The organism is Candidatus Defluviilinea proxima, from assembly GCA_016721115.1.
Taxonomy (GTDB): Bacteria; Chloroflexota; Anaerolineae; order Anaerolineales; family Villigracilaceae; genus Defluviilinea; species Defluviilinea proxima.
Window position 1 is genome coordinate 2,483,579 of the sequence record JADKIW010000001.1, and the last position, 22,840, is coordinate 2,506,418.

Sequence of the window (22,840 nt, forward strand, 5' to 3'; positions counted from 1 at the left end):
CTTGCCATCATGGCAAGTCTCCTTTTTAGTTATGTTATTTTCCCGATGGGAACCAACGTTTTATATCTTGATTATTTCTGAAGAATACAAGTCCTATTATGAATAGGCCGAGGAAATAAATGTATTCTGCAAGATTGACAAAGCTGATACCCATCTCATCCGCTTCGATACCTTGTTCGTGAAGATGACTGATGATGCTTTCATCGAGTAACTTTTGCCCGTAGACCATCATGCCTAGCACTAGAATGCCGACCAACACCAGAGCGAATTTGGAAAACAGGCCTGTGCGGCTTGTTAAACCGCTCACCATGAAGTAGGCAAGCGCACAATACAAGAGAATATTGCCGATGACCAGCGCGATCTCGGATGCTTCTAATGAAACTGGAGAATCGAGAAGATAGTGCAAAGATGTGCCGATGTTTACTACACTCAGAAAGATGATGAAGTAATATAACGCTGTGATCATGGGAGAGTACACAGTTTGAGAACTGACAGGCCGCATACCGAGCGCTTTGAGCATTTCTTTAGGTTGTGGCAATAGTTTGGCAATGACATCAAGCCCGCGTACGCCGGGGCGGAAGTCGATCCACTGGATCTTGGATAACTTTTTCGAGATGTCATTGTTGGTCTGCACAAGGATTGGGAAAAGCATTTGCGTTTCGGGAACAGCCTCAGTGTCCGATTTGAAGCGTGAGATCAGGGTGAACACAGCTTTTGCGTCTTGAATATTGTCCGTTTGTGGATGTCCATATTTTTTCAAGGTGGAAGCTAATTCTTTAGCGATGACATGGTCTTCTGGGGCATGGTCCACATAGAACGGAATGGGTGTCGGGTTTTCGAGGTTTATATTCTGTGGATTGATGTATTTGGGGATGATCGCTTCTGGCTTTCCCCAGCGTTGCATGGCGGGAGAGCGCAAGATCATTAGCAGGATGATGCCCAGTACAAAACCAGCCCATACCAAATCGCGCAGGGTCGGGTCTTGATAAACGATCTCAGATAGCAGGGATGCAATGGGTAATGCGAGCAATGCAGTTTGTACGTGGGTGAAGTTGTAGTTGCGTTGGTAGATACGGTAGGGAAGTGGAACGAGTATGAACGGGATGAACAGGGTCCAATATTCAAAAAGCGAGAGGAGCGCTACAAATACACTGACAATGGCGGCGGCCCAGACAATGGGAGGCGCTTTGAAGCCAGTCTCTGGAACAGGATGTTCCTCTTGTATGGGTTGTTTTAGCTGGGAGAAGAGTTCGTCAAGCCCGGCTTTGTAACTCCCGCGAAAGTCTACCCATTCGAATTTTTCGAGTTCCTTGGGCAGGTCCACGGCTTCGAAGATCAGAAGAATGACGCGTTTATTGGTTTCAAGAAAGTGACGCCATTCCAACGCAACGAATTCAGAGCCGATGGATGCTTTTGATGCCACCAATAAAACGGTGTCGGCGTCGTTAAGTCCTTTATCGATCTGCTGTGCCCACGGTGTGCCGGGAATAAGCACGCGGTAATCCAACCAGACGTTGTAACCGCCGCCTTCCAATTTGCTCACCAGGTCATCTACAAATCCCAGTTCGCGGCGGGAGTAACTCATAAAAATATTCTTCGTCATAGTTTGCTCCTTTTATCGGTTTGAAATGGAAAATCAACGATCCCTGTTTGACTAGAATACTAAGTATCTGGCAATTGCCATAAAGAACATCGCAAGGATCATGCTGTAGATATGGATGGGGGAGACGGTCTTGATCCGTTTTTGGAGCGCCTGGATTTGTGAAAGTTGCGCTTCTGTTGGCTTACCTTGAATTTGTGAGCCGATCTCACCAAGCTTTGCGTTGGTTCCTCCGAAGATCGCGCCGAATATGAATGCGATAAGACCGAACACAGCTCCAATGCCAAAACCGATCCCTGTGCTGGATTTCATCCATGCTGAGGTGAAGCCATTCGAGTCGTGCCAGTAGAGAAGGACGCCCCCGAGGATGGTCAAGATGGCCATTGCGGTCATAAATTTATGGAATCTTAGCTTATTCATCAAGTGCTGAACAAATTTCTGACCAGATTCCCCGGTATTCATAACTGTTCGACTAATAAAGAACTCCATGATGAGAGCACCACCTCCCCAAATGATCCCGGCTACAATATGGACCAATCGTACAACGAGTAAATAGATATTCATATAAAACTCCTTTGAATCTACCAATAAATGAAATACTAAAGAACGAAACCCGTGCTAACTGGTTTCGTTACGTGTCATCCGTTCATTATATGCTTGAATTTCAATTAAAAATTAGTTCAAAGAGATAGATGCTACTAGATAGCATGAGATAGAGTTTGTGTAGCATTTTACGAGAGTGATAAAATAAAAAAGAAATAACCTGACAATCAAGGAGACCACATGAAATGCTATGTTCATGAGAGTGAAGAAGCGGTGGGAATTTGTAAGCACTGTGTGAGGGCGATGTGTAAACAATGTGCCATTCCGAATGACCAAAATTTTATGGTGTGTTCTGAGCGTTGTAAGCAGGAGGTTCTTATTTATCAGGACTTGATGGAAAAAACAAAAATGGCTTATGGGCTAAAATCAGGAAGATTGCCGGCTACTATTATATTTCTGACCTTGTTTGGTGTTTTGTTTATGGTGTTTGGTTGTTTTGCTATTAACACTAGTTTATTTTTGGGAATATTTACAATAGTGATGGGGTTGGCTTTCTTGATTAGCGGTGGGGTATATTACTATAATCAAGTAAAGTCTGGACTGCGTACTTGATATAACAAAGAGACTCGCCAAACGGCGAGTCTCTTTGTTATATGTAATACGAACCGCAAATTTACTTCACTAAATTTCTCAGCACTGTGTGGAGAATGCCTCCGTTGCGGTAGTAGTTAACTTCTACGTCCGTGTTTAGCAGGGCAGTGGCTTGGAATTGGATCACCGAACCGTCAGCCTTCGTTGCCTTCACGTTTAAGACAGACTTGGGGGCCATCTTGTCACTCAGGCCTTCGATATCGAAGACTTCGTCGCCTTTCAACCCCAGTGACTCAGCGCTCTGCCCATCAAGGAATTTCAATGGCAGAATGCCCATGCCGACCAAGTTCGAGCGGTGAATACGTTCAAAGGATTCGGCGATCACGGCCTTCACACCTTGCAGAAGCGGACCCTTTGCGGCCCAGTCACGGCTGGAGCCGGTACCATATTCCTTACCTGCGAGAATGATGCTCGGTGTGCCAACTTCCATATACTTCATAGCCGCATCATACATCGACATCACTTCGCCACTTGGGTGATGCTTCGTCCAGTTGCCTTCCTTGGGTTCGACGAGTACATTCTTCAAGCGGATGTTCGCGAACGTGCCGCGCGCCATCACAAGATCGTTGCCGCGACGTGAACCATAGGAGTTGAAATATTGCGGAGCTACATCGCGTTCCTGCAGATATTTTCCTGCGGGGCTATCGGCCGCAATGTTGCCAGCAGGGGAGATGTGATCGGTTGTGATCGAGTCGCGGAACAAGCCCAACACACGCGCAGCCTTGATATCTTTTACAGAAGTAACATCAAGCGTTAATTCCTGGAAGTAGGGCGGATGATGGATGTAAGTTGAGTTCTCATCCCATTGATACAGGTCGCCACCGGTGACATTGATCTCTTTCCACATATCCGAGCCGCTGAATACATCCGCATATTTATCGCGGAACATTTCCACTTTTACGCTTGCGGCAACTGCTTCGTTGATCTCGTTTTGCGAAGGCCACAGATCTTTGAGATATACAGCCGCGCCATCGGAGCCCGTGCCAAGCGGCTCGTTGACGAGGTCAATATCTACTGTGCCAGCTAAAGCATAGGCGACGACAAGCGGCGGACTGGCGAGGAAGTTTGCCTTCACCAATGGGTGGACTCTACCCTCGAAGTTTCTATTGCCCGAGATCACCGCCGCCGCCACAAGATCGGACCCGGTCACTGCTTTGGCCACCTCAGCCGGGAGCGGCCCCGAGTTACCGATACAAGTGGTACATCCGTAAGCGATGACGTTGAATCCAAGTTGTGAGAGCGGTTCGGTCAGGCCAGCCTTCTGGAGATATTCGGTTACGACGCGAGAGCCGGGCGCAAGAGATGTCTTCACATACGGCTTGACAGCCAGTCCCTTTTCAACAGCTTTCTTGGCAACAAGTCCCGCCGCGACTAGCACGGATGGATTGCTCGTGTTGGTGCAAGATGTGATGGCCGCGATGACGACTGCGCCGTGTTTCATCTTCATCGAACTGCCATTCGTCCCGTATGTAGCTTCAGCAGTCAATGCTTCGGGCTTGAGTTCAAATCCACGTTCTTTTACGGGAGCAGATAACGCCTTGCTGAATGTCTCTTTCAAGTCAGACATCGGCACACGATCTTGCGGGCGCTTCGGCCCAGCCAAGGATGGCACAACAGTGTCGAGGTCCAGTTCGAGCGTGTCGGTAAATTCAGGTTCGGGCATGCCAGGCTCGTGGAAGAGTCCTTGGGCGCGCATGTAGGCTTCAGTTAAGGCAACGGTCTCTTCGGAGCGACCAGTTAGACGCATGTAGCGAAGCGTTTCGTTGTCCACAGGGAAGTAGCCGATGGTGGCGCCGTATTCAGGGGCCATATTCGCGATAGTTGCACGGTCTGTGAGACTCATCGTTTCGAGGCCGGGGCCATAGAACTCAACGAACTTATCCACAACACCCTTCTTGCGAAGCATCTGCGTGACGGTGAGCACGAGGTCGGTGGCGGTGACGCCATCTTGTAGTTTGCCGAAGAGTTTGAAGCCGATCACATCAGGCAGGAGCATGTCCATGGGTTGACCGAGCATTACAGCTTCGGCTTCGATGCCACCCACACCCCAGCCAACCACGCCGAGACCGTTGATCATGGTGGTGTGTGAGTCGGTGCCGACAAGTGTATCGGGAAATGCATAGACTTCCGAAGTCTCCGAGACTTCGGAAGTCTTCGTCATCACGACATCGGCAAGATATTCAAGATTGACCTGATGCACGATGCCGGTCATCGGCGGAACAACGCGGAAATTACTAAAGGCCTGCTGACCCCATTTGAGGAATTCGTAGCGTTCTTTGTTGCGCAGGAATTCCATTTCGGTATTGCGGTTGAGGGCATCGGCTGTGGCGAAGAAATCTACCTGCACGGAATGGTCAATGACTAGGTCAACGGGCACGAGTGGATTGATCTTCTTCGGGTCGCCACCGAGACGTGCAACGGCGGCGCGCATGGCGGCCAAATCAACGACTGCGGGGACGCCGGTGAAATCCTGCATTACAACGCGGGCGGGGAGCAGGGGAATGCCGGGGCGATTGCCTTTGGCGGTCCATGCCGCGATGTTCTTCACATCGGCCTGTGTAATTTCGTTGTCGTTGCATTGACGAAGAGCCGCCTCGAGCACGATGCGGATCGAAAACGGAAGCCGCTTGAGCTGAGTCAGACCCGCTTTTTCCAAAGCTTCCAGTTTGAAGATGACGTATGATTTATTCCCAACCTTCAATACGTCGCGTGAATTGAAGAAATCTTTCATGACTACTCCTTTGGTGATGTATTCATAGGGGCGAAGTATGCTTCGTCCCTGCATATATTCACCACAGACTTGCGAAGAACATAAAGGAGCGCCTTTGCTATCCTTGCCTGTGTGGTGCTATTTATATTTTTAATTCGTCTTTGAGTTGTGAAACGATGAGTTCTTTTTCGTTATTTGGTAAAAAGCCAGCCTGTGCGGCGGCAATGATACGTTCCTTCAGAGTTTCGAGTGGCATGTGTAGTTCAGTGCAGGCATTGTAATACTCATTGCTGAGCGTGATGCGCGAAATGCTCGGATCATCGGTATTGATGGTCACGTTGATACCGCTTTGGTACATCTTCAATATAGGATGTGTTTCCAGCGAAGTGACCACACCAGATTGATAGTTACTGGTGATACAAACCTCGCAAGCTGTGTTGCGCTCTTTTACAAGTGCGGTAACGTCTTCATCTTCGAGCACACGCACACCGTGACCGATCCGTTCCGCGCCGAGTTCTTCAATGGCCTCTTTGATGTGCTTGGCCGGTCCCCATTCACCCGCATGAATCGTCACATGCAGGCCAGCCTGCTTGGCTTCCTTGAAGATTCCGTAAAAAGGTTGGGAGGGGAATTCGGCTTCGTTACCGGCCAGATCAAGCGCAACGATCCCGTCCTTTGTGTGGTCTGTTGCCAGCCACGCCACCTGTTCGGCGATCTCTGCGCTTTCATGTCTGTTGACCGATGCGATCAACTTCACTTTGATGTTGTACTTTTCTGCGGCTTCCTTTGTACTGGCAGTGACCCAGTTGATCACATCGTGCAAAGGGAAGCGTTCCGCGCGACTCAACGCGACGGGCGTAAAACGTAACTCAAGGTATCTCACATTGTCACGGGCCGCATCTTCGATCGCTTCGCGCGTGATGCGATGGATCACATCGGGGGAACGATAGAACAGGCGTAACGTATTAAATTTTGAAAGGAAGTTCTGAAAAGTAAACTTGTCTTCTTCCTGTATTTGCACAAGCGTGCTCAATCGCAATATATCCGCAGGGATCGTGAGACCGTGTTCTCTCGCCACTTCCAGCATGGTGTCCAGCCGTAGTGAACCCTCCAAATGGCGATGCAGTTCCACCTTTGGAAGTGCGCGGTACATGTTGAGAGAAGCAGTGACACGTTCGGTCATACGAATAAAAGGTCAGTTCCTGCGGCGCTTCCTTTTTTTGCCGCCATCCGATTGCCCATCGGGGGCGTTTGATGAATCTGAAGTAGTTTGTTCTGCTGTTTCTACTGGCGTAATTTCTATAGGTCTGCGCTGAATGGTGAATGCACGGCTTACAACAAGTCCGCGAATATCTTCCACCAATTGAGCGAACATTTCCGAAGCTTTCGCTTTATATTGTACCAGCGGGTCACGTTGAGCGTAAGCCTCTAAACCTATCGAAACTCTTAGGGCCTCAATACGCGTCAGATAGTCCACCCAGAGTTCGGATGTGGCACCTAACAGCAATCGGCGCTGTGACTCATTCAATATATATTTGCCTATGGACTCGCTCAGCACTTCCCGGTCAGACTCACTGAGGCCTGCTACAGTCTCGTTGAGCCTTTCTTCCCCGAAGGCTCTTTTCGCGGCTTCGCCAAAATCTGCCAGCCGTATAGCGTTCGAAGAGATGCGGTTATATTCGTTCTGCCCAATGGCAGTGATGAGAGCTTCTTCAGCTTCATCGAGATGGGTGAGCACATCTTCTGTGATGTCTTCCGCATCCTGACCATCCAATAGTTGTGCGATCAGGAAGATATAGTTGAAACGATTGAAGACACGTTTTTCCTGACGGTGCGTCTTCTGATTGAAGACAGTCAATGCACCTTGTGAAAGCGTGATGAGCAGTTGTAGTTTGGTCGTGTCATTCACTTCAGAGGGCATCAAGTTATGGATGTCACGTTCGATCTGTCCGTTTTCGCCGACCAAATGCTCGCGGCGAAGCTTGAGTGCATTTTGTGCCATCTCCTGGATCATATCCACGGCATCTTCCCAGCTTTTGACTTCGAATCTGTCACCGAAGGATTCGCCGATGCGATTTGCCACCGAAGCGATCAAGCGCGAAGCGTATAAGCCCGTCAATTGTCCGGTGATGTGGTTCCTGAGAAGTTCCTTGGCTTCCTGCGGATCCTCATCGAATTTTCTGAGTTGCTCACCATTCAAGCGGATCTGCATCCCGATCAAGGCGTTGATCTCTTCCAGCATCTTTTGCGCGCGTGGGGCATCTTCTCTATCGCGCAGTCCATCAAAGTACGTATCGAGTGAGTCTGTGCGTGATTCAACTTGTGCTTCGAAGGCTTCCTCTGTGCGGTTAATCATGCCTTCGATGGCACGCAGGTTGTGTGCGTTCTCGGTCTCAATGGCGCGTTTGACAAGATCAAGGGCCGATTGTTTGAGATCGTCAGACTTGGATAATTCTTTTAGTAACAGAGCCAGACCAAAACTGGGGAAGAGGCGTTCTTCCGACATGAACGGCGGCTGGACCTGATCGAGCCAGGCGATCAGTTTCCACGGGCCTTCTTCGTCGGTCATTCCCAGTGATACGCGTTGTTTGACCTCGGCCTCGAGCATGGTGTGCACATCATCGCTTAGGTCTTCCTTTACGAAGATGAGGTCGCGTTGACCGTAGATCTGCGCGCGTTGTTTGTTGAGTACGTCATCGTAATCGAGCAAGTGTTTGCGGACATCGGAGTTGGCGCCTTCGACGCGGTGCTGTGAACCTTCGATGATGTTGCTGACGATGCGGACCTCGATGGGGAGGCTGTCGTCAGTTTTGATGAGGGTTTGCATGAGGTTATTGACCCTATCGCCACCGAACAGGCGCATAAGATCATCTTCAAGCGAGAGATAGAAGCGGGATGAGCCAGGGTCGCCTTGACGTGCAGAACGCCCACGCAACTGATTGTCGATGCGGCGAGCCTCGTGGCGCTCAGAGCCGATGACGTGTAACCCGCCCCGAACTTTGACGCGTTCCATGTCCTCGAAGTATTGCAGGAAGAGTTGCACCTCTGCTGTGTAGATGCCGTAATTGGCTGGGTCAACTTTCTTCAACGCAACACGACGTTCTTCATGTGTCATGTCGAAGGGATCTTTGTAGCCAGATTTGCCAAGCACGCGATTGACAGCCGCAATGACTTCTTCAGCAAGCTCGCCACCGAGTTTAATATCAACACCACGGCCTGCCATGTTGGTGGCAATGGTCACTGCGCCGAACGAACCTGCACCTGCGATGATCTGCGATTCTTCCGTATGTTTGCGCGCATTGAGCACTTGATGTGGAATGCCACCTTGTAAAACTTTCTTTAGGCGTTCGGCATCGCTGGGCTCAAGCCGCATGATATCGAGAATAATGGGGAGGTTGGACGGGTCTTCGAGACTGATGGTCGTCAACCCAAACGGCTGGATGAACTTCCGCAATACATCGGGTGAGATCTTTTCGAGCGGTTCGTTGAACTGAGCCAGTTCAGGGATGAGACGTCCATCCTCTTCGCGGTTATTTTCCCGTATCCAAACATTTCGGACGAGGGCAATTTGCAGTAAACGGCGAACAGGCTCGGCTTTGAGGCGAAGCGAAAGTTGGTCTGATGATTCTACAGACGTAGTACCGATCAATAGCGGTCGTCCACGTACGTGTTCGCGAATAATATCCAGCATGATGGCGCGTAGTTTCGCTTCCACGGTGCGGTAGATGACATCAGGATAATCCTTGCGGCGATAGAAGAGCGGAGTTTTCTCTGCATCATCGCGCTTGGCAAAATAAGTATATGCATACCCATCCTCATCCTTGGCCTTGACCTCGATCAAAGGTGCATCTTTGCCGAAGGCTTGATATTCAAGGTTGGGCGGAATGGGTGTGACTTCAAGTTTGTATATCTTGCTAAACTCTTCTGCTTCGGTCAGCGCGGTACCGGTCATGCCTGCCAGTTTGCTGTACATACGGAAGTAGTTCTGCAAGGTGATGGTTGCATACGTGACGTTTTCTGGTTCGACCTTGACGCCTTCTTTGGCTTCCACTGCTTGGTGCAGACCGTCGCTCCATCTACGCCCAGGCATGAGGCGGCCAGTGAAGTCGTCAACAATCACGACTTTGCCACCTTGTACAAGATATTCTTTGTTGCGTTTGAAAAGATATTGGGCACGCAGAGCTTGTTCAAGATGCCCGCGCAGGCGGGCTTGTTCGGGTGTCACATCTTCAGGCCGGTCAGGGTCCATCAACGATAGGCCGAGCAATTGCTCAACGTGGGCCATGCCGATCTCAGTGATCGAAACGTTGCGATCCTTTTCGTTGACCTCATAATCTTCGGGCTTGAGTTGCTTGACGGCCTGTGACATTTTGCCGTACCACTCAAGGTCACCGGAAGACGGGCCAGAAATGATGAGGGGTGTACGCGCCTCGTCGATCAACACATTGTCTACTTCATCGACTATCGCATAATGGTGACCACGTTGGACACGTTCTTCCAGACTCATGGTCATGTTATCGCGTAAATAATCGAAGCCGAATTCCGAGTTTGTTCCGTAAGTGACATCCGCGGCATAGGCTTCTACACGATCCACCATGCGCAGGAATTCCTGATCCTCGTGTGGCGACTCGCGTTCAAGGTCAACAATAAAAGCCTTCTTGCCGTTCTCGGTCACAGCCGCCATTTGCAGAACGCCGACCGAAAGGCCAAGCATATTAAATACCGGTGCCATCCAACGCGCATCACGCCGTGCAAGATAATCGTTGACCGTGACGAGGTGAATGCCCTTCCCGAGCAATGCATTGAGATACACAGGGAGCGTGGCAACCAATGTTTTACCTTCACCTGTACGCATCTCTGCGATGGAGCCTCGGTGCAGGGCGATACCACCGATCATTTGAACATCATAATGACGCAAGCCAAGAGTCCGTTTGGATGCTTCGCGCACTACAGCAAATGCTTCAACCAGGACATCTTCCAGCGCTTCTTGCTCCGCTTTGAATTGCTCCTGCTCAGTCAGCCCTTCCAAATCTCCAAGCGAATCAGCAATACGCGCACGGAACTCGTCCGTTTTGGCGCGTAAGGCATCATCACTCAAGGCTTCGAATTGAGGCTCGAGTGAGTTGATCTGCTTGACGACTTCACTTAATTGCTCGACGACTTTTTTATTGGGGTCGCCCCCGAAGAGTTTGATAAAGTTGTTTAACATTTGGTACCTTTCGAGCGGAGATTATAGCATGGCGCCCCTTAGCGTTAATATTTGACTTTCATTAGAAACCAAAAGGATGGCAGGAGTTGAATCCTGCCATCTGGTTGTCTTGAAAGTGATAGGCAAGTGCCTTGCTTTTTATTTTTTCTTACTATCGCTTTTGCTGAGTGGTAAGGCTGCGGTGTTTTTGGCGCGGCTTGTTTTTTGTATGCGTTGCCATTCCCCTGTAAATGTATCGCGAGTAGACGAGCAATTACTGGTGGAAATGCTCATTATTTGGCCCTGTCTCACTCGTTTCAGTACAGCTGCTGCCTGTTTGATATACATATTGCGGCGAGACCGCATCATGCTTGGCGGGTATTTGTTCTCAGCGCTCTTCAGACCAGCGAAAAAAAATCGCATGTCCTGGTCGCTGAACTTGCTCTTCATTTGATAATCCTACTATTCTTCGATTTGATGTTCGAGGGCTTTCCGTAACTTGGCAACTCCTCGATTTTGAATGACCTTTACGTTATTGACTTCCTTGCCGATGATCTGTGCGGTTTCCTTGAGACTGAAATCTTCCAGGAAGCGCAGAATGATCACATGACGTTGGTCATCGGTTAGTTCCGAGTTCATGGCAGAGACGAGGGCCTCCATCAAGACACGTTCTTCGATCTGGGTTGCCGTGGGAACTGTGCGCGCCCGCTCTTGTATATTGACAGCGACTTCGAGTGGGGCAGTATGTTTGTTATCGCGTGAACGGTCCACTACAAGGTGGTAGGCCGTTTGGTAGAGATAGGAACGCAGGTTGGTGCGAGGTCCCTTTCCGTTTGCGAATTGCTCTAATAATTGTGAAAATACATCGCCTACGATGTTATCCGCATCGATTGGGTCATGGCATAGTCTCAGGGCGTACTTGTAAATAGCGGGCGCAAATTCATCGAAGATGGTAGTCAACGCATCTTCGTCGAGTTTTTGTGCGGCCTTAAGCAGAGTGACGCCGTCTTTGATCATGGCAAGTCACCGTCTGCGTGGGTTTTCATAAGGATGCTACTCTTAAGTACAAAATAAATGCCAAGTTTCATAAAGATTAGAATTAACGATGACTGTATTATAAACCTTCCTGACGCCATAGTCTAACAGAGAGATTGCCCGTTGTACGGGATTTGCAAAGTGAGAGGAAGGGCCAGTTAAGAGAATCATAAGGATTTTTTGGGTAACATCTGCATGCTTTAGATGGTCTTGGGGGTGTTGAAATTGATATAATCACTATCGACGAGGAGCAAAGACCATGTTTTCATCATTTGAAGGATTTGACCGCCGCAAGGAAGAAGACCGCATTCGTAATGAGGGACGTCTTCCACCGGGGCAGTCTCTTACATTTAAATTTCCTGTTCTACATTATGGCCCGGTGCCATCTTTCAACCCTGCCACATGGGATTTCCGTGTTTGGGGCGAGGTGGAAGAAGAGAAGCGTTGGACGTGGGATGAGTTCAATCAGTTGCCACGTGAAAAGATCCAAATGGACATCCATTGTGTGACCCGTTGGAGCAAATTCGACACGGTCTGGGAAGGTGTCTCTGTTAAAACGATGGTACAAAACGGCCTCTTCAAGATCAAGCCTGGCGCTACACATGTGATGCAACACGCTGAATATGGATTTACGGTCAACCTGCCATTGGACGTTGTATTGCAGGATAACTTTTTACTTGCCACACATTTCAATGGTGAGCCTCTCTCGCCCGATCATGGATATCCGTTACGTGGTGTGGTGGGGTATCTCACCGATCAAGCGGACTTGGAAACACCTTACTTGTGGAAGGGCGCCAAGTGGGTGAGGTCCCTGGAGTTTATGTCACGCGACCGTAGAGGCTTCTGGGAACAAGCCGGCTATCACAATCGAGCCGACGTGTGGAAAGAAGAACGTTTCGGATAAATCAAATCGGACGGCAGATCATCTGTCGTCCGATTTTTATTTGTAGTGAAAAGCTTGCTTATTTCGGCCGTGCGCCGAGGGTCACCGTAATATCTTTGGATTGACCGTCACGGATCACTGTCAACACTACCGTATCACCCGGGGATTTGTTGGTGACGAGATAACTCAGTAGGGTATCAAAGGTAGTCACTGTTTTACCATCGATTGCCACGATCAGGTCGCCGCCTGCGTTCAATCCTTGAAGCCTGGACGGGGTATCACCTGCCTGAATGCCTGCCTGGTCGGCTGGGCCGCCCGGGGTGACCTCACTCACATATGCGCCAGTATATGTGGTTAGCCCTAACGCCTCGATTTGACTCAAGCTCAAATCACTTGAAGAACGGATGCCAAGATACGGGTAATCGTATTTTCCATCACGGATCAAGAATGGAACAACGCGTTTGACAAGGTTGATCGAGACGGAAAAACCAACGCCAGAGTTGACAGCATTCCCTGTGACCTGGTTGAACGAGTCTGTTCGTATGGATTGGTTGATGCCGACTACTTCGCCGTTCATGTTGAACAATGGGCCGCCAGAGTTGCCGGGGTTGATCGCCGCATCAGTTTGGATGATATCGGCAGTGCTGAAATATCCGCCGCCAGCGGCTGCCTGTTCCACAGGTTGTGTGCGCCCAAGGCCGGAAATGATGCCCAGCGTCATGGTTCCACTCAATCCAAAGGGATTGCCGATCGCAACAACGGTCTGACCCACTTGGAGTGTATCTGAGTCGCCGATTATCAGCGGATGGATCTCTTCGGCGGGTGCTTCCACTTTGACGACAGCAATATCCGCATCTTTATCGAAGCCGATCACTGTTCCATATGCTTTGAAGCCGGAGGAATAGGCGACCTCCACAATTTGAGCTTCATTGATCACATGTTGATTTGTGACAATGTGGCCTTCGCTGTCGAACACAAAGCCGGAACCTTGTCCTTTATCCGTGCGAATGGAGACGACACCGGGAATGACTTGTTGATATAAGGAGGTAAGCGACCCATCAAGGACGACCGGGTTGGCCGTAACAGGTTGAAGGGTGGCAACGGTTGGTTGTAGAGAATCAGTTTGCGGCTTGGTAAGAGGCGTAAGTCCGCCTAATTGACAAGCCAGCATGGTGAGAGTCAAAATGGTTATGAAAAGAATGAGACGTTTCATGAGTGAGTCGTACTCCTAAAATTTGATCTTCGATGCTTCTTCAAGAAGCTCACGCTGTTTAGACGATAAATATTTCGGAACTTGTACTTTAAGTTTGACAAATAAATCGCCTTTTTCTTTTGGATCGCGTACATGTGGCATGCCACGCCCAGCCAAGCGAAAGACCTGTTCGGGTTGTGTGCCTGCGGGGATATTGAGTTTGAGCTTTCCTTCGAGTGTTTCCACATCGGCTTCACCGCCGAGGATGGCTGTGAAGATATTGACGGTGGCAGTTGTGTGCAGGTCGTTGCCACGTCGTTCAAAGCGATTATCTTCTTTGACATCAACGATCAAATATAAATCGAGGCCGTTCGGGCCAGCACCTGCCACGCGCACTTTTGAACCTGTTCGTACGCCTGCCGGAATGCGGACTTGTTTTTGCTTGCCATCGCTCTCGATCAAACGGGTTGTGCCTTTGTATGCTTCCTCGAATGCGATCTCAAGTTCCTGTTGATATCCCTGTGGTTGCGAACGCGCCGAAGGTCTTGCGCCGCCCATGCCGAAAATGGTTTGAAAGAAATCAGAGAACCCGCCACCGCCACCGAACATGTCGTTGAGATCGTCCATGTTGACGCGCGTGCCGCCCGGGGCTCCGCCGTATTGATCCCAATTGAAATCGCCGGGGTTACCACGCCTTTGCCATTGCGAGTAATCGGAACCAAGCCTGTCGTAATGTGAGCGTTTCTTTGCATCGCTCAACACTTCGTAGGCTTCGTTGATCTCTTTAAATTTATCCTCGGCCTGTTTGTTGTTGGGGTTGTAATCGGGATGATATTGTTTGGCCAGTTTGCGATATGCCTTGCGGATATCGTCCTCACTGGCTTTGCGGTCCACGCCGAGAATTTTGTAATAATCCTTATAGTCCATACTTTAATTGTCACACCTCGTCAAGCGCGAGTCAAGAACCCATGTGGATGTCTAACACAACTCTAATTGATGAGTATTGGATGAAAACCCCGCTTCATTCTTAACTGGAAGCTGATTCTACTTAATTGAGCTTTTTCACCAGATAATATTCACTTCGTTCAAATCCACGTCCGAGATAATATCCACGTGTGCCGACTGCCGAGATAACCGCCATGCGCGCAAATCCATTTTCTTTGGCGATGCGCTCCGCCTCTTCAAGAAGACGTGTCCCCAAGCCCATATGTTGCGCCGCGCCATCCTTCTCTGCGCCCACAGCAAGGGACTGTCCGTAGACGTGTACTTCACGGATCAATGCCGCGCCATCAAGATCATGAATGCCTGTCTCTGGCGAGTTCTTGCCTGGCAATGACAATCGTATAAACCCGGCTAACTTATCCTCTGGCGTGACATACGAAATGAAATGCTCTTCCGCTGTACCTGCTTGGTAGATGAGATCGTGTAATTCCAAAGACTCTGTCCTCACCGATTTCCCCTTCACCTCGCGGCATCTTACGCACTGACATTGTGTGCCGCGCCGTTTCATTTCATCCTGCACATCCTGTCGCAAGCTCGTACGACGATTCCCCTCTACAACATTCGTGGACGGAATATCACGGATCACTCGGTTCACACGGCAATAGCGTGGAATAGTTGGCTTGATATCGGCGATCAGGTCAATGAGTTCTTGTGTAGTATATGGCTTAAATTCACCGCGTTGCCAGTATTCATATAATTCAGCATTCGCCAATAATTGATTGGGATAGATCTTGATCTCGTCTGGACAGAAGTCATTCCACAAGCGCGCAAAGTCTTCGCGGTCCGATTCGGGAGTTGCGCCATGCAAATTGGGCATCCAATGCAAAACAACTTTGAAGCCCGCCGCGCGCAGTAACGCTACAGCGTTACGCGTACATTCCACATCGTGCCCGCGTTTGTTCATTGCAAGGACACGATCATCCAAACTCTGTGCGCCCATCTGCACCTTGGTCACACCGAGATGTCGAAGCCACTTTATTTCATCCGGTGTAATTTCATCAGGACGTGTTTCAATGACAAGTCCCACGTTGCGGTTGTGGGTTGTTTCGTTGAAAGTATGCGCATTATCCAGTTCGCTTATGTTTAGCTTCGTTTCTTCACGTGGAAGATCTGCAAAACCATTCATTGCATCGAAACAACGTTTGACGAACCACTCCTGATAATCGCGTTTATACGAGGACCATGTCCCGCCGAGGATCAACAACTCAATCTTGTCAGTCGGGTGTCCTAACGCCTTCAATTGCGTAATACGCGACATCACCTGCGCATACGGATCGAATTCATGTTCCACTGCGCGCATCGCACCGGGTTCATCGGGTAAATACGATTTGGGCATACGGACGTCAGTGGGGCAGAAGATGCATTTACCGGGACACGGATATGGCTTCGTCAGAACCGTGACCGTCGTCACACCGGAGAGAGTCCGCATGGGCTTCATGCGAATCCGCTCGAGTAGGCGTACGTCCTCTTCCATCTCTCCCGCCGCAACCATTTCGTTGTAGATCGAAACCAGCATGGACTTGTTGAGATACCCGCTTCCATTTTCAAGTGGATGACTGCGCAGAGTCTTTGTCACATCCTGCCCGCTTCGAATCAGATTTAGCACATGACGTGCCAGATCTTTCTTGTCAGGTGTGATGAGATGAGTCTCTCTCCAACGTTCGCGTTTCTCTGTTTGCATACAGTTCTACTTGTTTCCGTTCATTGTGGGAACATCCACTTGAAATTCACTTTTTAATTCAGACACATTCTTATGTGTGAACATGTCGGTGTGCAGGCCGCATTCAGTCTTGCCGCGTCCCTGCCAGCGACCAGCTCGTTCATCGTCATTGAGGCCGATCGCCACAGTACAAGGAGCACAACCTACACTGCGATAGCCTTTCTCGAGTAATGGATGCGACGGCAAATTATTTTCTTCCATATACCGTTTCACATCTGCCTTCGTCCAATTCAGCAATGGATTGATCTTCAGCAACCCGTCATCCTGTAATTCTAAAATTTTTGCCTTGGCTCGCACTGCAGTCTGGTCGCGTCGAATACCGCTGATCCATGCCAGCATATCTTTCATCGCTTTTTGCATCGGCTGGACTTTGTGAATATAACAACACAGGTTTGGGTCTGCAAGCGGAAGTGTGCGCGTGTTCTGGCGCGCATACACATCCCAACGTGTGTCACGGTATAGATCCAATACATTCAAATGCCATTCGGACGCCAACTGCTCGCGGAAGATGGCCGTCTCCCAAAAATGATAGCCTGTATCAATGAAAAAAATCAACAAGTTGCGATTGATCTTAGAGACCATATGTAATAGCGGCACACTTTGTGTTTGGAACGAGGAACTCATCGCCACTTGTGGCCAGAACATCTTCATTGCCCACTGAATGATCTCTTGCGGTGTCTTTGTCTCAAATTCTTCCGATAAAGTTTCTATCTCTATAGGCGTAAGCATGGCAGGATTATACCCGTTATAGAATACCCAGTTATAAATGGCACTGGGTATAATCACCTCATGAATTCAGCCACAGCTGTGCGATTGATCGAACTTAATCGTGATTTTTACACTCGTTTCGGCGATTCCTTCTCGGCGACTCGTCATCGCATTCAGCCCGGTGTCCGCCGTGTGCTTGAATCTCTAAATGGGGACGAGAACATATTGGATTTGGGATGCGGCAATGGCTGGTTTGCCCGCGAATTAGCAGATCGCAGCCACCGCGGTTCGTATCTGGGCCTCGACTTTAGCCTGCCTCTGCTCCGAGATGCAGAGTCGATCCCGAAAACTTTTTCTGCCAAATTCTTGCAGATCGATCTTGCTGAGTTATCTCCAAGTAGTGAACAGTTATCAGTTATCAGTCAATACACCGATACCTGCTCACTGATAACTTGTTTCGCAACGCTTCATCACATCCCATCTCGCGAACTTCGTTTGAATATTTTGCGTACTGTCCATAAATTGTTAAGCCAAGACGGGCTCTTTATCCACTCTAACTGGCAGTTTTTAAACAGCGAAAAGCTCAAAGCGAGAATCCAGCCATGGGAACGAGTAGCAGTCTCAAGGTCCGATATAGACGCGAACGATTACTTGCTCGATTGGCGAAGCGGAGGGGAAGGCCTGCGGTATGTCCACCACTTTGATGCAGGCGAATTGCAAGAATTAGCAAATGCAACGGGTTTTGATGTTATAAGTGCTTTTTATTCTGATGGCGATACAGGAAATTTAGGTTTATATCAAGTGTGGAAAAAACTTTAATGAGGAGAAAACAATGAAACGAGTAACGATTTGGGGGACGACCTTGAAAAAAGTTGCAGATGAAGCGCAAATGATCTCACAGTATAAGATCGTCAAAACATTCGCACCCGATGCGGATGTGACCATGCTGACACGTCTCAACCCTCTTGTTCAGCAGTCTTACCCTAATTTGACGATCACGCCTGTATTTCGAATCGACAAGTTAATATCGCGTATTTTTAGATCAGATTTGTTCGTGATCGGCGGCGGCCCATTCTTCGATCATTTTCCGCATCTGGTGCGTGTGGCATTTCTGATGTTCCTTGTGTCGCTGGCGCGTGTCCCTGTGCTCATCTATGGGGTGACGGGGTTTCCGGTTAAATCGTGGTTTGGGAAGGCCGTGTTTCGCTGGATCGGTAACCACGCCCAAAAGATCGTGACACGTGATGCAAGTGCCTATAGATCATTATTAGATGTTGGTGTTGAAACACCCATGCAAAAAGGGATTGATCTGCGTGCGATCTTGGATCCTGCTCCGCGTGAGCGGGTGAACGAAATTCTCAGAGGAGAGGGAATCGACCCTGAAAAGCCTATGATCGGGGTAACAGTCCGTTATATTTACAAAGAGATCCCGGATTGGGTCAAGGGTCATCTTGATATGCATGAGGGGAGCATTGACCGTTTCAATGAGACACTCGGCAGGCTTGTGGCGGAATTGAGTAAGTCGTCGCAAGTGTTCATCATCGCTATGAACCCAAAGCTGGAGGAAGATCTTGCGGCGGCAGAAAATATAAAGAAATACATGGATGACCCGTCTCGTTTGAAAGTCATTGGTCACCGCTACCTTGCTACAGAAATATTGGGCATTATCAAAGCATGTGATTTGTTACTTGCGGGGCGTGTTGGCTCGGCGTTCTTTGCCACCATGATGCATACACCCCTGATCGCCATCTCTCATGATGAACGTATGAACGATTGGATGGAAGAGATCCATATGCAGGAATATTTATTCGATTGGCAGTCGTTGGATGTCGAAAAGATACTAAAGCAAGTTGAAAAGTTACGATTATCCCGAGATCAGATCTTACAAGCCTTTGAAGTCAAAGCAGAAGCCTCGCGAAAACAAGCCTGGACTGATGCTGAAGTATATAAACAGTTTTTGAAGCCTGATAATTAAACGCTCACTGCCACAACATTTCTCCCCTTGTGTTTGGCTACATACAAAGCCTGATCTGCACGTGCAACCAGCGTTTCCAAATCTGATGTGTTTGCACTTTTCCCGGCGATGCCGATGCTGACAGTTATGTTGATTTCCTGACCTGAAGCGATCATTGGTGTGTTGGCAATATTCTTGCGCAATCGTTCTGCGACCAGTTTGGCCGTATCAACTTTTGTTTCTGGCAAAAGAATGATTAATTCTTCACCACCATAGCGACCGATTATATCGATTTCGCGGATTGAATTTTTACAGCGATTGGCAAATTCCTTCAAAATCTGATCCCCGATTAAATGTCCGTAGTTGTCATTGATCTTTTTGAAATGGTCTAGGTCAAGCATCATGCAACAGAATTCACGCTCCATTCGAGTGGCACGAGCAAATTCGATGTTTCCCAATTCGAATAAATTGCGGCGATTGCTTAAGCCGGTCAACGGGTCAGTCAATGCAAGTTCTTGCACCTCTTTAAACAAGCGTACCCTTTCGAAAGAAGTGCCAATTTGCTTTGCAAAAATAGACATAATGGGTAGATCTGAATTTTGGATACCGCTTCCCCATATCCATAATATTCCCTGTAGATCTTCATCCACCTTCAAGGGTAAACGTAGTAATTCAGTTCCGGGGGTGATGCCGATCTCCTGCAGGGTTTTTTTAGTACTGTCCCTTTTTGTGCCTGTGAATAGAGCTTGAATTTCTTCCTCTGGATTTGGAATCATAACAGGGTAGATAATACCCTTTGCGCTCGATACCTGTTCTAACTTGTCTTCCGAAAATGCATATTGGACTAATGGATACCCCAACGCGTTTTCTACGGCATGGAGAAAGTGCGACTCCAGTGATGTATAGTCTATTGTAAATTGGGACCGTTCTTTATCGTAACTCGCCATGATACAGGTAAGACCGATATTGCCCAGCTCTTCACCGAGAAGGAGGATGATATTTTCCTTGGTCAATGCTCTTTCGATCTTTGCAGTGATCTGTGCAATAGAGTAGATTATGTCGTTAGAGTGGGCAAGTTGATTTAGCCACTTTCTTTCCGCTTGTGTTCTGCGAATTTGCTTAATGGCTGTTGCTAGTTGCCCAGCCAGGGTTGCAAGCAGGCGCTCATCCTCCTCGTTAAAGGCTTTTCTTTTCGTACTTTCTGCATTAATCACACCCAATAATTGTTCTTGAAATAAGATGGGCACACAAAGTTCTGAAATTGTGCGATCATCCACATCCAGATAATATGAAATTTGCCTGACGTTTCCAATACACTGCGATTTGCGCGTCAACGCAACCCGCCCGGTTACTCCCTCGCCAACCTTAATTGGTTTAGTGTGGACTTCTTCTATCGAATAAACCTTATAGGATGAATGTGGGTGCAATATTTGTGTTTGTTCATCTAACAAGAGAATGCCAAAGTTATCTGGAAAGAGATTGTTGCCAATGATATCTGTCACACGTTCGATCAACGCATCTTCATCATCTACCTGCGAGGAAATATGTGCGACATCATATAAAGCGCTCAATTGCCTGACCTGTTTTCTCTCCTCTTCGAGCAACAATGATTTTGCAAGCACCAACCCAACCTGTTCGGCAGTGATTGAGGCGCGTGAGATTTGCTCTTGATCAAATGTATGACTTCGCTTGTACCCCAAGGTTAATGTGCCTAATTTTTGTCCGTCCACAATGAGTGGAAACCCCAACATGGAACGGTTAGGGTATAACATTGCGATCTTGCTATCAATGAACGGGGAATTTTCGGTATCAGAAACTGCAATTGGCGATTGAGCTTCCATTACTGATTTCGATAATGGACGTTCGCCTGGTTGAAACATCATATATGGGTAAATGTCACTCATGGACCCATACGCTATAGTGGGTTGGGGCAGGTCTCTTTGATTATCCCAAAAAGCAAAGTAGCAGTCGTCCGCTTCAAAGAGTGCACCAATTTGTTCAACGAGGATTTTGAGTGTTGCCTCAATACTTTTGGCCTCGAGAGCTAAACCTGTACTCGTATGAAGTAACTCGAGGAAGTTGGTATATGCCTGGCGACTTTTTTCATACTCTTCTAACTTGAGCAGAGCACTTTGTCGCTCGCGAGTAACAGTACCAAGTTTCCCTATAATAAATGCTATTGAAAGTAAGACAAGAATGAGAACATCATTTTCGGGATTGAGGATTGAAATACTTTCGGAGTGATTTGTAATAACGTGTAGAAGCTCACTTGCGAAAATTGCAAGAATAGCAACTGCCGCTCCGCCTGTGATGCCAAAAAACCATCCCGCACTGATAACAGGGAGCACAGCAAATGATGCTGTAGCAGAGCCAAATTCGTGATGGAATACGATCAAGATGGCTGTGTACAATATGAAAGCGAGTGCAGTGACTCTAAGGGGAGATGTTCTGTCAGATGGATAAATCAATTTATTCATTGACGCCTTGTGCAAGATATGGGTGTGGAGCGAACTTTTAGGTATGACCCTTGAATTTTGATTGTAATAACTAATAAGCTCATTAGTATTGCATATTCAAAATATTGTCCCCGATTGCTCTAACGATAACAATAGGGGAATTCACCCATTGCTTATTGCGCTTTAATTGCAACAAGCCACATTAAAAACTGACATTGTTAGGGTTTGCAATATATTGCCACCAATTGTTGTGGATTCCATCTTGGCGTCCCTGAGTTTTTGGGAAATGCTTCATCCACCAGATATGATGTTTTCGGATGTCTCCATTCCCCCAGTCTGCGGCGGTGACTTTGCGAGTCACGCCTTTGAAATCGGGGAAGTTGTATAGCCAGTCATCACATTCACTGATGACTGTGGATGGGTTGTTCCAGTCGTAGTCACGTACGCTATTCGGCGCAAAATGGACGTTGCCCAGCGCGGCCTGACCGGGGTGCGTTTTGTCGTAACGAATGAACCGTTTCCATAGGTTTATATCTTCAGGAATTTTCGAAAAAGTTGTTTCCATAATGGATTCGGCGCGGTGGCCCATGTTTTCGAGCATTTCACCTACGCCACGTTCAAAAGAAAAGCCCATGATGATAAAACGTCGCTTTGAGGCTTCGGTATTTTTGAGTGGCGGGGCATTGCAGCAAAAGGCACCGAGTCCGCCCATGATGGATTCGTAAAAGCCTGCATGAGGGAAGTTAAATATCCAAACTTCATCAATTGTTCCGTTTGCAACAGATTTTAGAATATCGAATTTTTTGATGATGTCGTAATAATTCGCCTCTTGGGGCATATATGGACGTGACGCGCCTCGCACTACATTGAGATACGATTCTGCATCGTATTTGTGGCCGTCTACTTTGACGGGGAAGTCTTCTACGTCAAAACGTTGGACAATCTGATAACGGACTAATCCGCCGCTGACAAGCAAGATATCGGACATGAACCCTGTGGCGAGGTCCTCGACACGATTCCAGTTCATAAACTCGAGGAGCCTTTTACCAGAGGATTTATCTACCACTGGGTTATAGACAATGACAAGCGTCTTGAGGATCGTTGTCAGTGGCGGCTCGATTGGATTGTTAGGATCAATTGTCGGCTTAGAAGGAGGCGGGGGTTGTCGCTTGAAAAAAGGGAACATGCGGCATGTCCG

Annotated in this window: 17 protein-coding genes and 2 pseudogenes; 4 read left to right on the plus strand and 15 right to left on the minus strand. The window is 48.3% G+C overall.

The features are described 5' to 3' along the window. Positions 1-34 precede the first annotated feature (34 nt). Both IPP66_11580 and IPP66_11585 read right to left on the minus strand, forming a co-directional pair. Positions 35-1,603, minus strand: a complete 1,569-nt coding sequence (locus IPP66_11580) for a toll/interleukin-1 receptor domain-containing protein (GenBank protein MBK9925917.1) — start codon at positions 1,601-1,603, stop codon at positions 35-37. Between the two features lie 51 nt (positions 1,604-1,654). Beyond that, the gene (locus tag IPP66_11585) at positions 1,655-2,164 is read right to left on the minus strand and encodes a hypothetical protein (GenBank protein ID MBK9925918.1); all 510 of its coding nucleotides are present in this window, start codon (positions 2,162-2,164) and stop codon (positions 1,655-1,657) included. A 219-nt stretch (positions 2,165-2,383) separates the two neighbouring features. Between IPP66_11585 and IPP66_11590 the strand changes: the two genes are divergently transcribed. Then, positions 2,384-2,755: a hypothetical protein gene (locus IPP66_11590; GenBank protein MBK9925919.1), complete on the plus strand. Its 372-nt coding sequence runs from the start codon at positions 2,384-2,386 to the stop codon at positions 2,753-2,755. 61 nt (positions 2,756-2,816) lie between these two features. On the opposite strand, the gene acnA is transcribed toward IPP66_11590, so the two are convergent. The 7 genes and pseudogenes from acnA to IPP66_11625 all read right to left on the minus strand — a co-directional run bounded on the left by acnA (position 2,817) and on the right by IPP66_11625 (position 11,709). Then, entirely contained in the window at positions 2,817-5,525 is a 2,709-nt protein-coding gene (gene acnA / locus IPP66_11595) for an aconitate hydratase AcnA (GenBank protein MBK9925920.1), read from the minus strand. Positions 5,526-5,646: 121 nt separating this feature from the next. After that, entirely contained in the window at positions 5,647-6,687 is a 1,041-nt protein-coding gene (gene add, locus IPP66_11600; GenBank protein ID MBK9925921.1) for an adenosine deaminase, read from the minus strand. Positions 6,688-6,699: 12 nt separating this feature from the next. Then, positions 6,700-7,860: a preprotein translocase subunit SecA gene (locus IPP66_11605; protein ID MBK9925922.1), complete on the minus strand. Its 1,161-nt coding sequence runs from the start codon at positions 7,858-7,860 to the stop codon at positions 6,700-6,702. Positions 7,861-8,166: 306 nt separating this feature from the next. After that, positions 8,167-8,727: pseudogene (locus IPP66_11610) on the minus strand (preprotein translocase subunit SecA). Between the two features lie 651 nt (positions 8,728-9,378). Next, positions 9,379-10,713 (minus strand): annotated as a pseudogene (locus tag IPP66_11615) (preprotein translocase subunit SecA). Positions 10,714-10,851: 138 nt separating this feature from the next. Continuing rightward, positions 10,852-11,142, minus strand: a complete 291-nt coding sequence (locus tag IPP66_11620; GenBank protein MBK9925923.1) for a hypothetical protein — start codon at positions 11,140-11,142, stop codon at positions 10,852-10,854. A 12-nt stretch (positions 11,143-11,154) separates the two neighbouring features. Beyond that, on the minus strand, positions 11,155-11,709 hold the full coding sequence (locus IPP66_11625; GenBank protein MBK9925924.1) for a sigma-70 family RNA polymerase sigma factor: 555 nt from the start codon (positions 11,707-11,709) through the stop codon (positions 11,155-11,157). Between the two features lie 277 nt (positions 11,710-11,986). On the opposite strand from IPP66_11625, the gene IPP66_11630 reads away from it, so the two are divergent. Beyond that, positions 11,987-12,631 (plus strand): molybdopterin-dependent oxidoreductase, encoded by a 645-nt coding sequence (locus IPP66_11630; GenBank protein ID MBK9925925.1) that lies wholly within the window; start codon positions 11,987-11,989, stop codon positions 12,629-12,631. Between the two features lie 58 nt (positions 12,632-12,689). On the opposite strand, the gene IPP66_11635 is transcribed toward IPP66_11630, so the two are convergent. From IPP66_11635 to IPP66_11650, 4 genes are all read right to left on the minus strand, one after another. Next, positions 12,690-13,823 (minus strand): trypsin-like peptidase domain-containing protein, encoded by a 1,134-nt coding sequence (locus tag IPP66_11635; GenBank protein ID MBK9925926.1) that lies wholly within the window; start codon positions 13,821-13,823, stop codon positions 12,690-12,692. 15 nt (positions 13,824-13,838) lie between these two features. Next, entirely contained in the window at positions 13,839-14,729 is an 891-nt protein-coding gene (locus IPP66_11640; protein MBK9925927.1) for a DnaJ domain-containing protein, read from the minus strand. A gap of 121 nt (positions 14,730-14,850) precedes the next feature. Next, positions 14,851-16,485 (minus strand): tRNA uridine(34) 5-carboxymethylaminomethyl modification radical SAM/GNAT enzyme Elp3, encoded by a 1,635-nt coding sequence (locus tag IPP66_11645; GenBank protein ID MBK9925928.1) that lies wholly within the window; start codon positions 16,483-16,485, stop codon positions 14,851-14,853. A gap of 6 nt (positions 16,486-16,491) precedes the next feature. Further along, positions 16,492-17,253: a phosphoadenylyl-sulfate reductase gene (locus IPP66_11650; protein ID MBK9925929.1), complete on the minus strand. Its 762-nt coding sequence runs from the start codon at positions 17,251-17,253 to the stop codon at positions 16,492-16,494. Positions 17,254-17,313: 60 nt separating this feature from the next. Between IPP66_11650 and IPP66_11655 the strand changes: the two genes are divergently transcribed. Then, positions 17,314-18,051, plus strand: a complete 738-nt coding sequence (locus IPP66_11655) for a class I SAM-dependent methyltransferase (GenBank protein ID MBK9925930.1) — start codon at positions 17,314-17,316, stop codon at positions 18,049-18,051. 13 nt (positions 18,052-18,064) lie between these two features. Next, on the plus strand, positions 18,065-19,207 hold the full coding sequence (locus IPP66_11660) for a polysaccharide pyruvyl transferase family protein (protein MBK9925931.1): 1,143 nt from the start codon (positions 18,065-18,067) through the stop codon (positions 19,205-19,207). On the opposite strand, the gene IPP66_11665 is transcribed toward IPP66_11660, so the two are convergent. Further along, positions 19,204-21,663 carry a diguanylate cyclase gene (locus IPP66_11665; protein MBK9925932.1) on the minus strand — a complete coding sequence of 820 codons (2,460 nt, stop codon included), beginning with the start codon at positions 21,661-21,663 and terminating at the stop codon, positions 19,204-19,206. The genes IPP66_11660 and IPP66_11665 overlap by 4 nt on opposite strands. Positions 21,664-21,844: 181 nt before the next feature. Beyond that, a complete protein-coding gene (locus tag IPP66_11670; protein ID MBK9925933.1) occupies positions 21,845-22,828 on the minus strand; it encodes a hypothetical protein in 984 nt (327 codons plus the stop codon). Positions 22,829-22,840 lie beyond the last annotated feature (12 nt).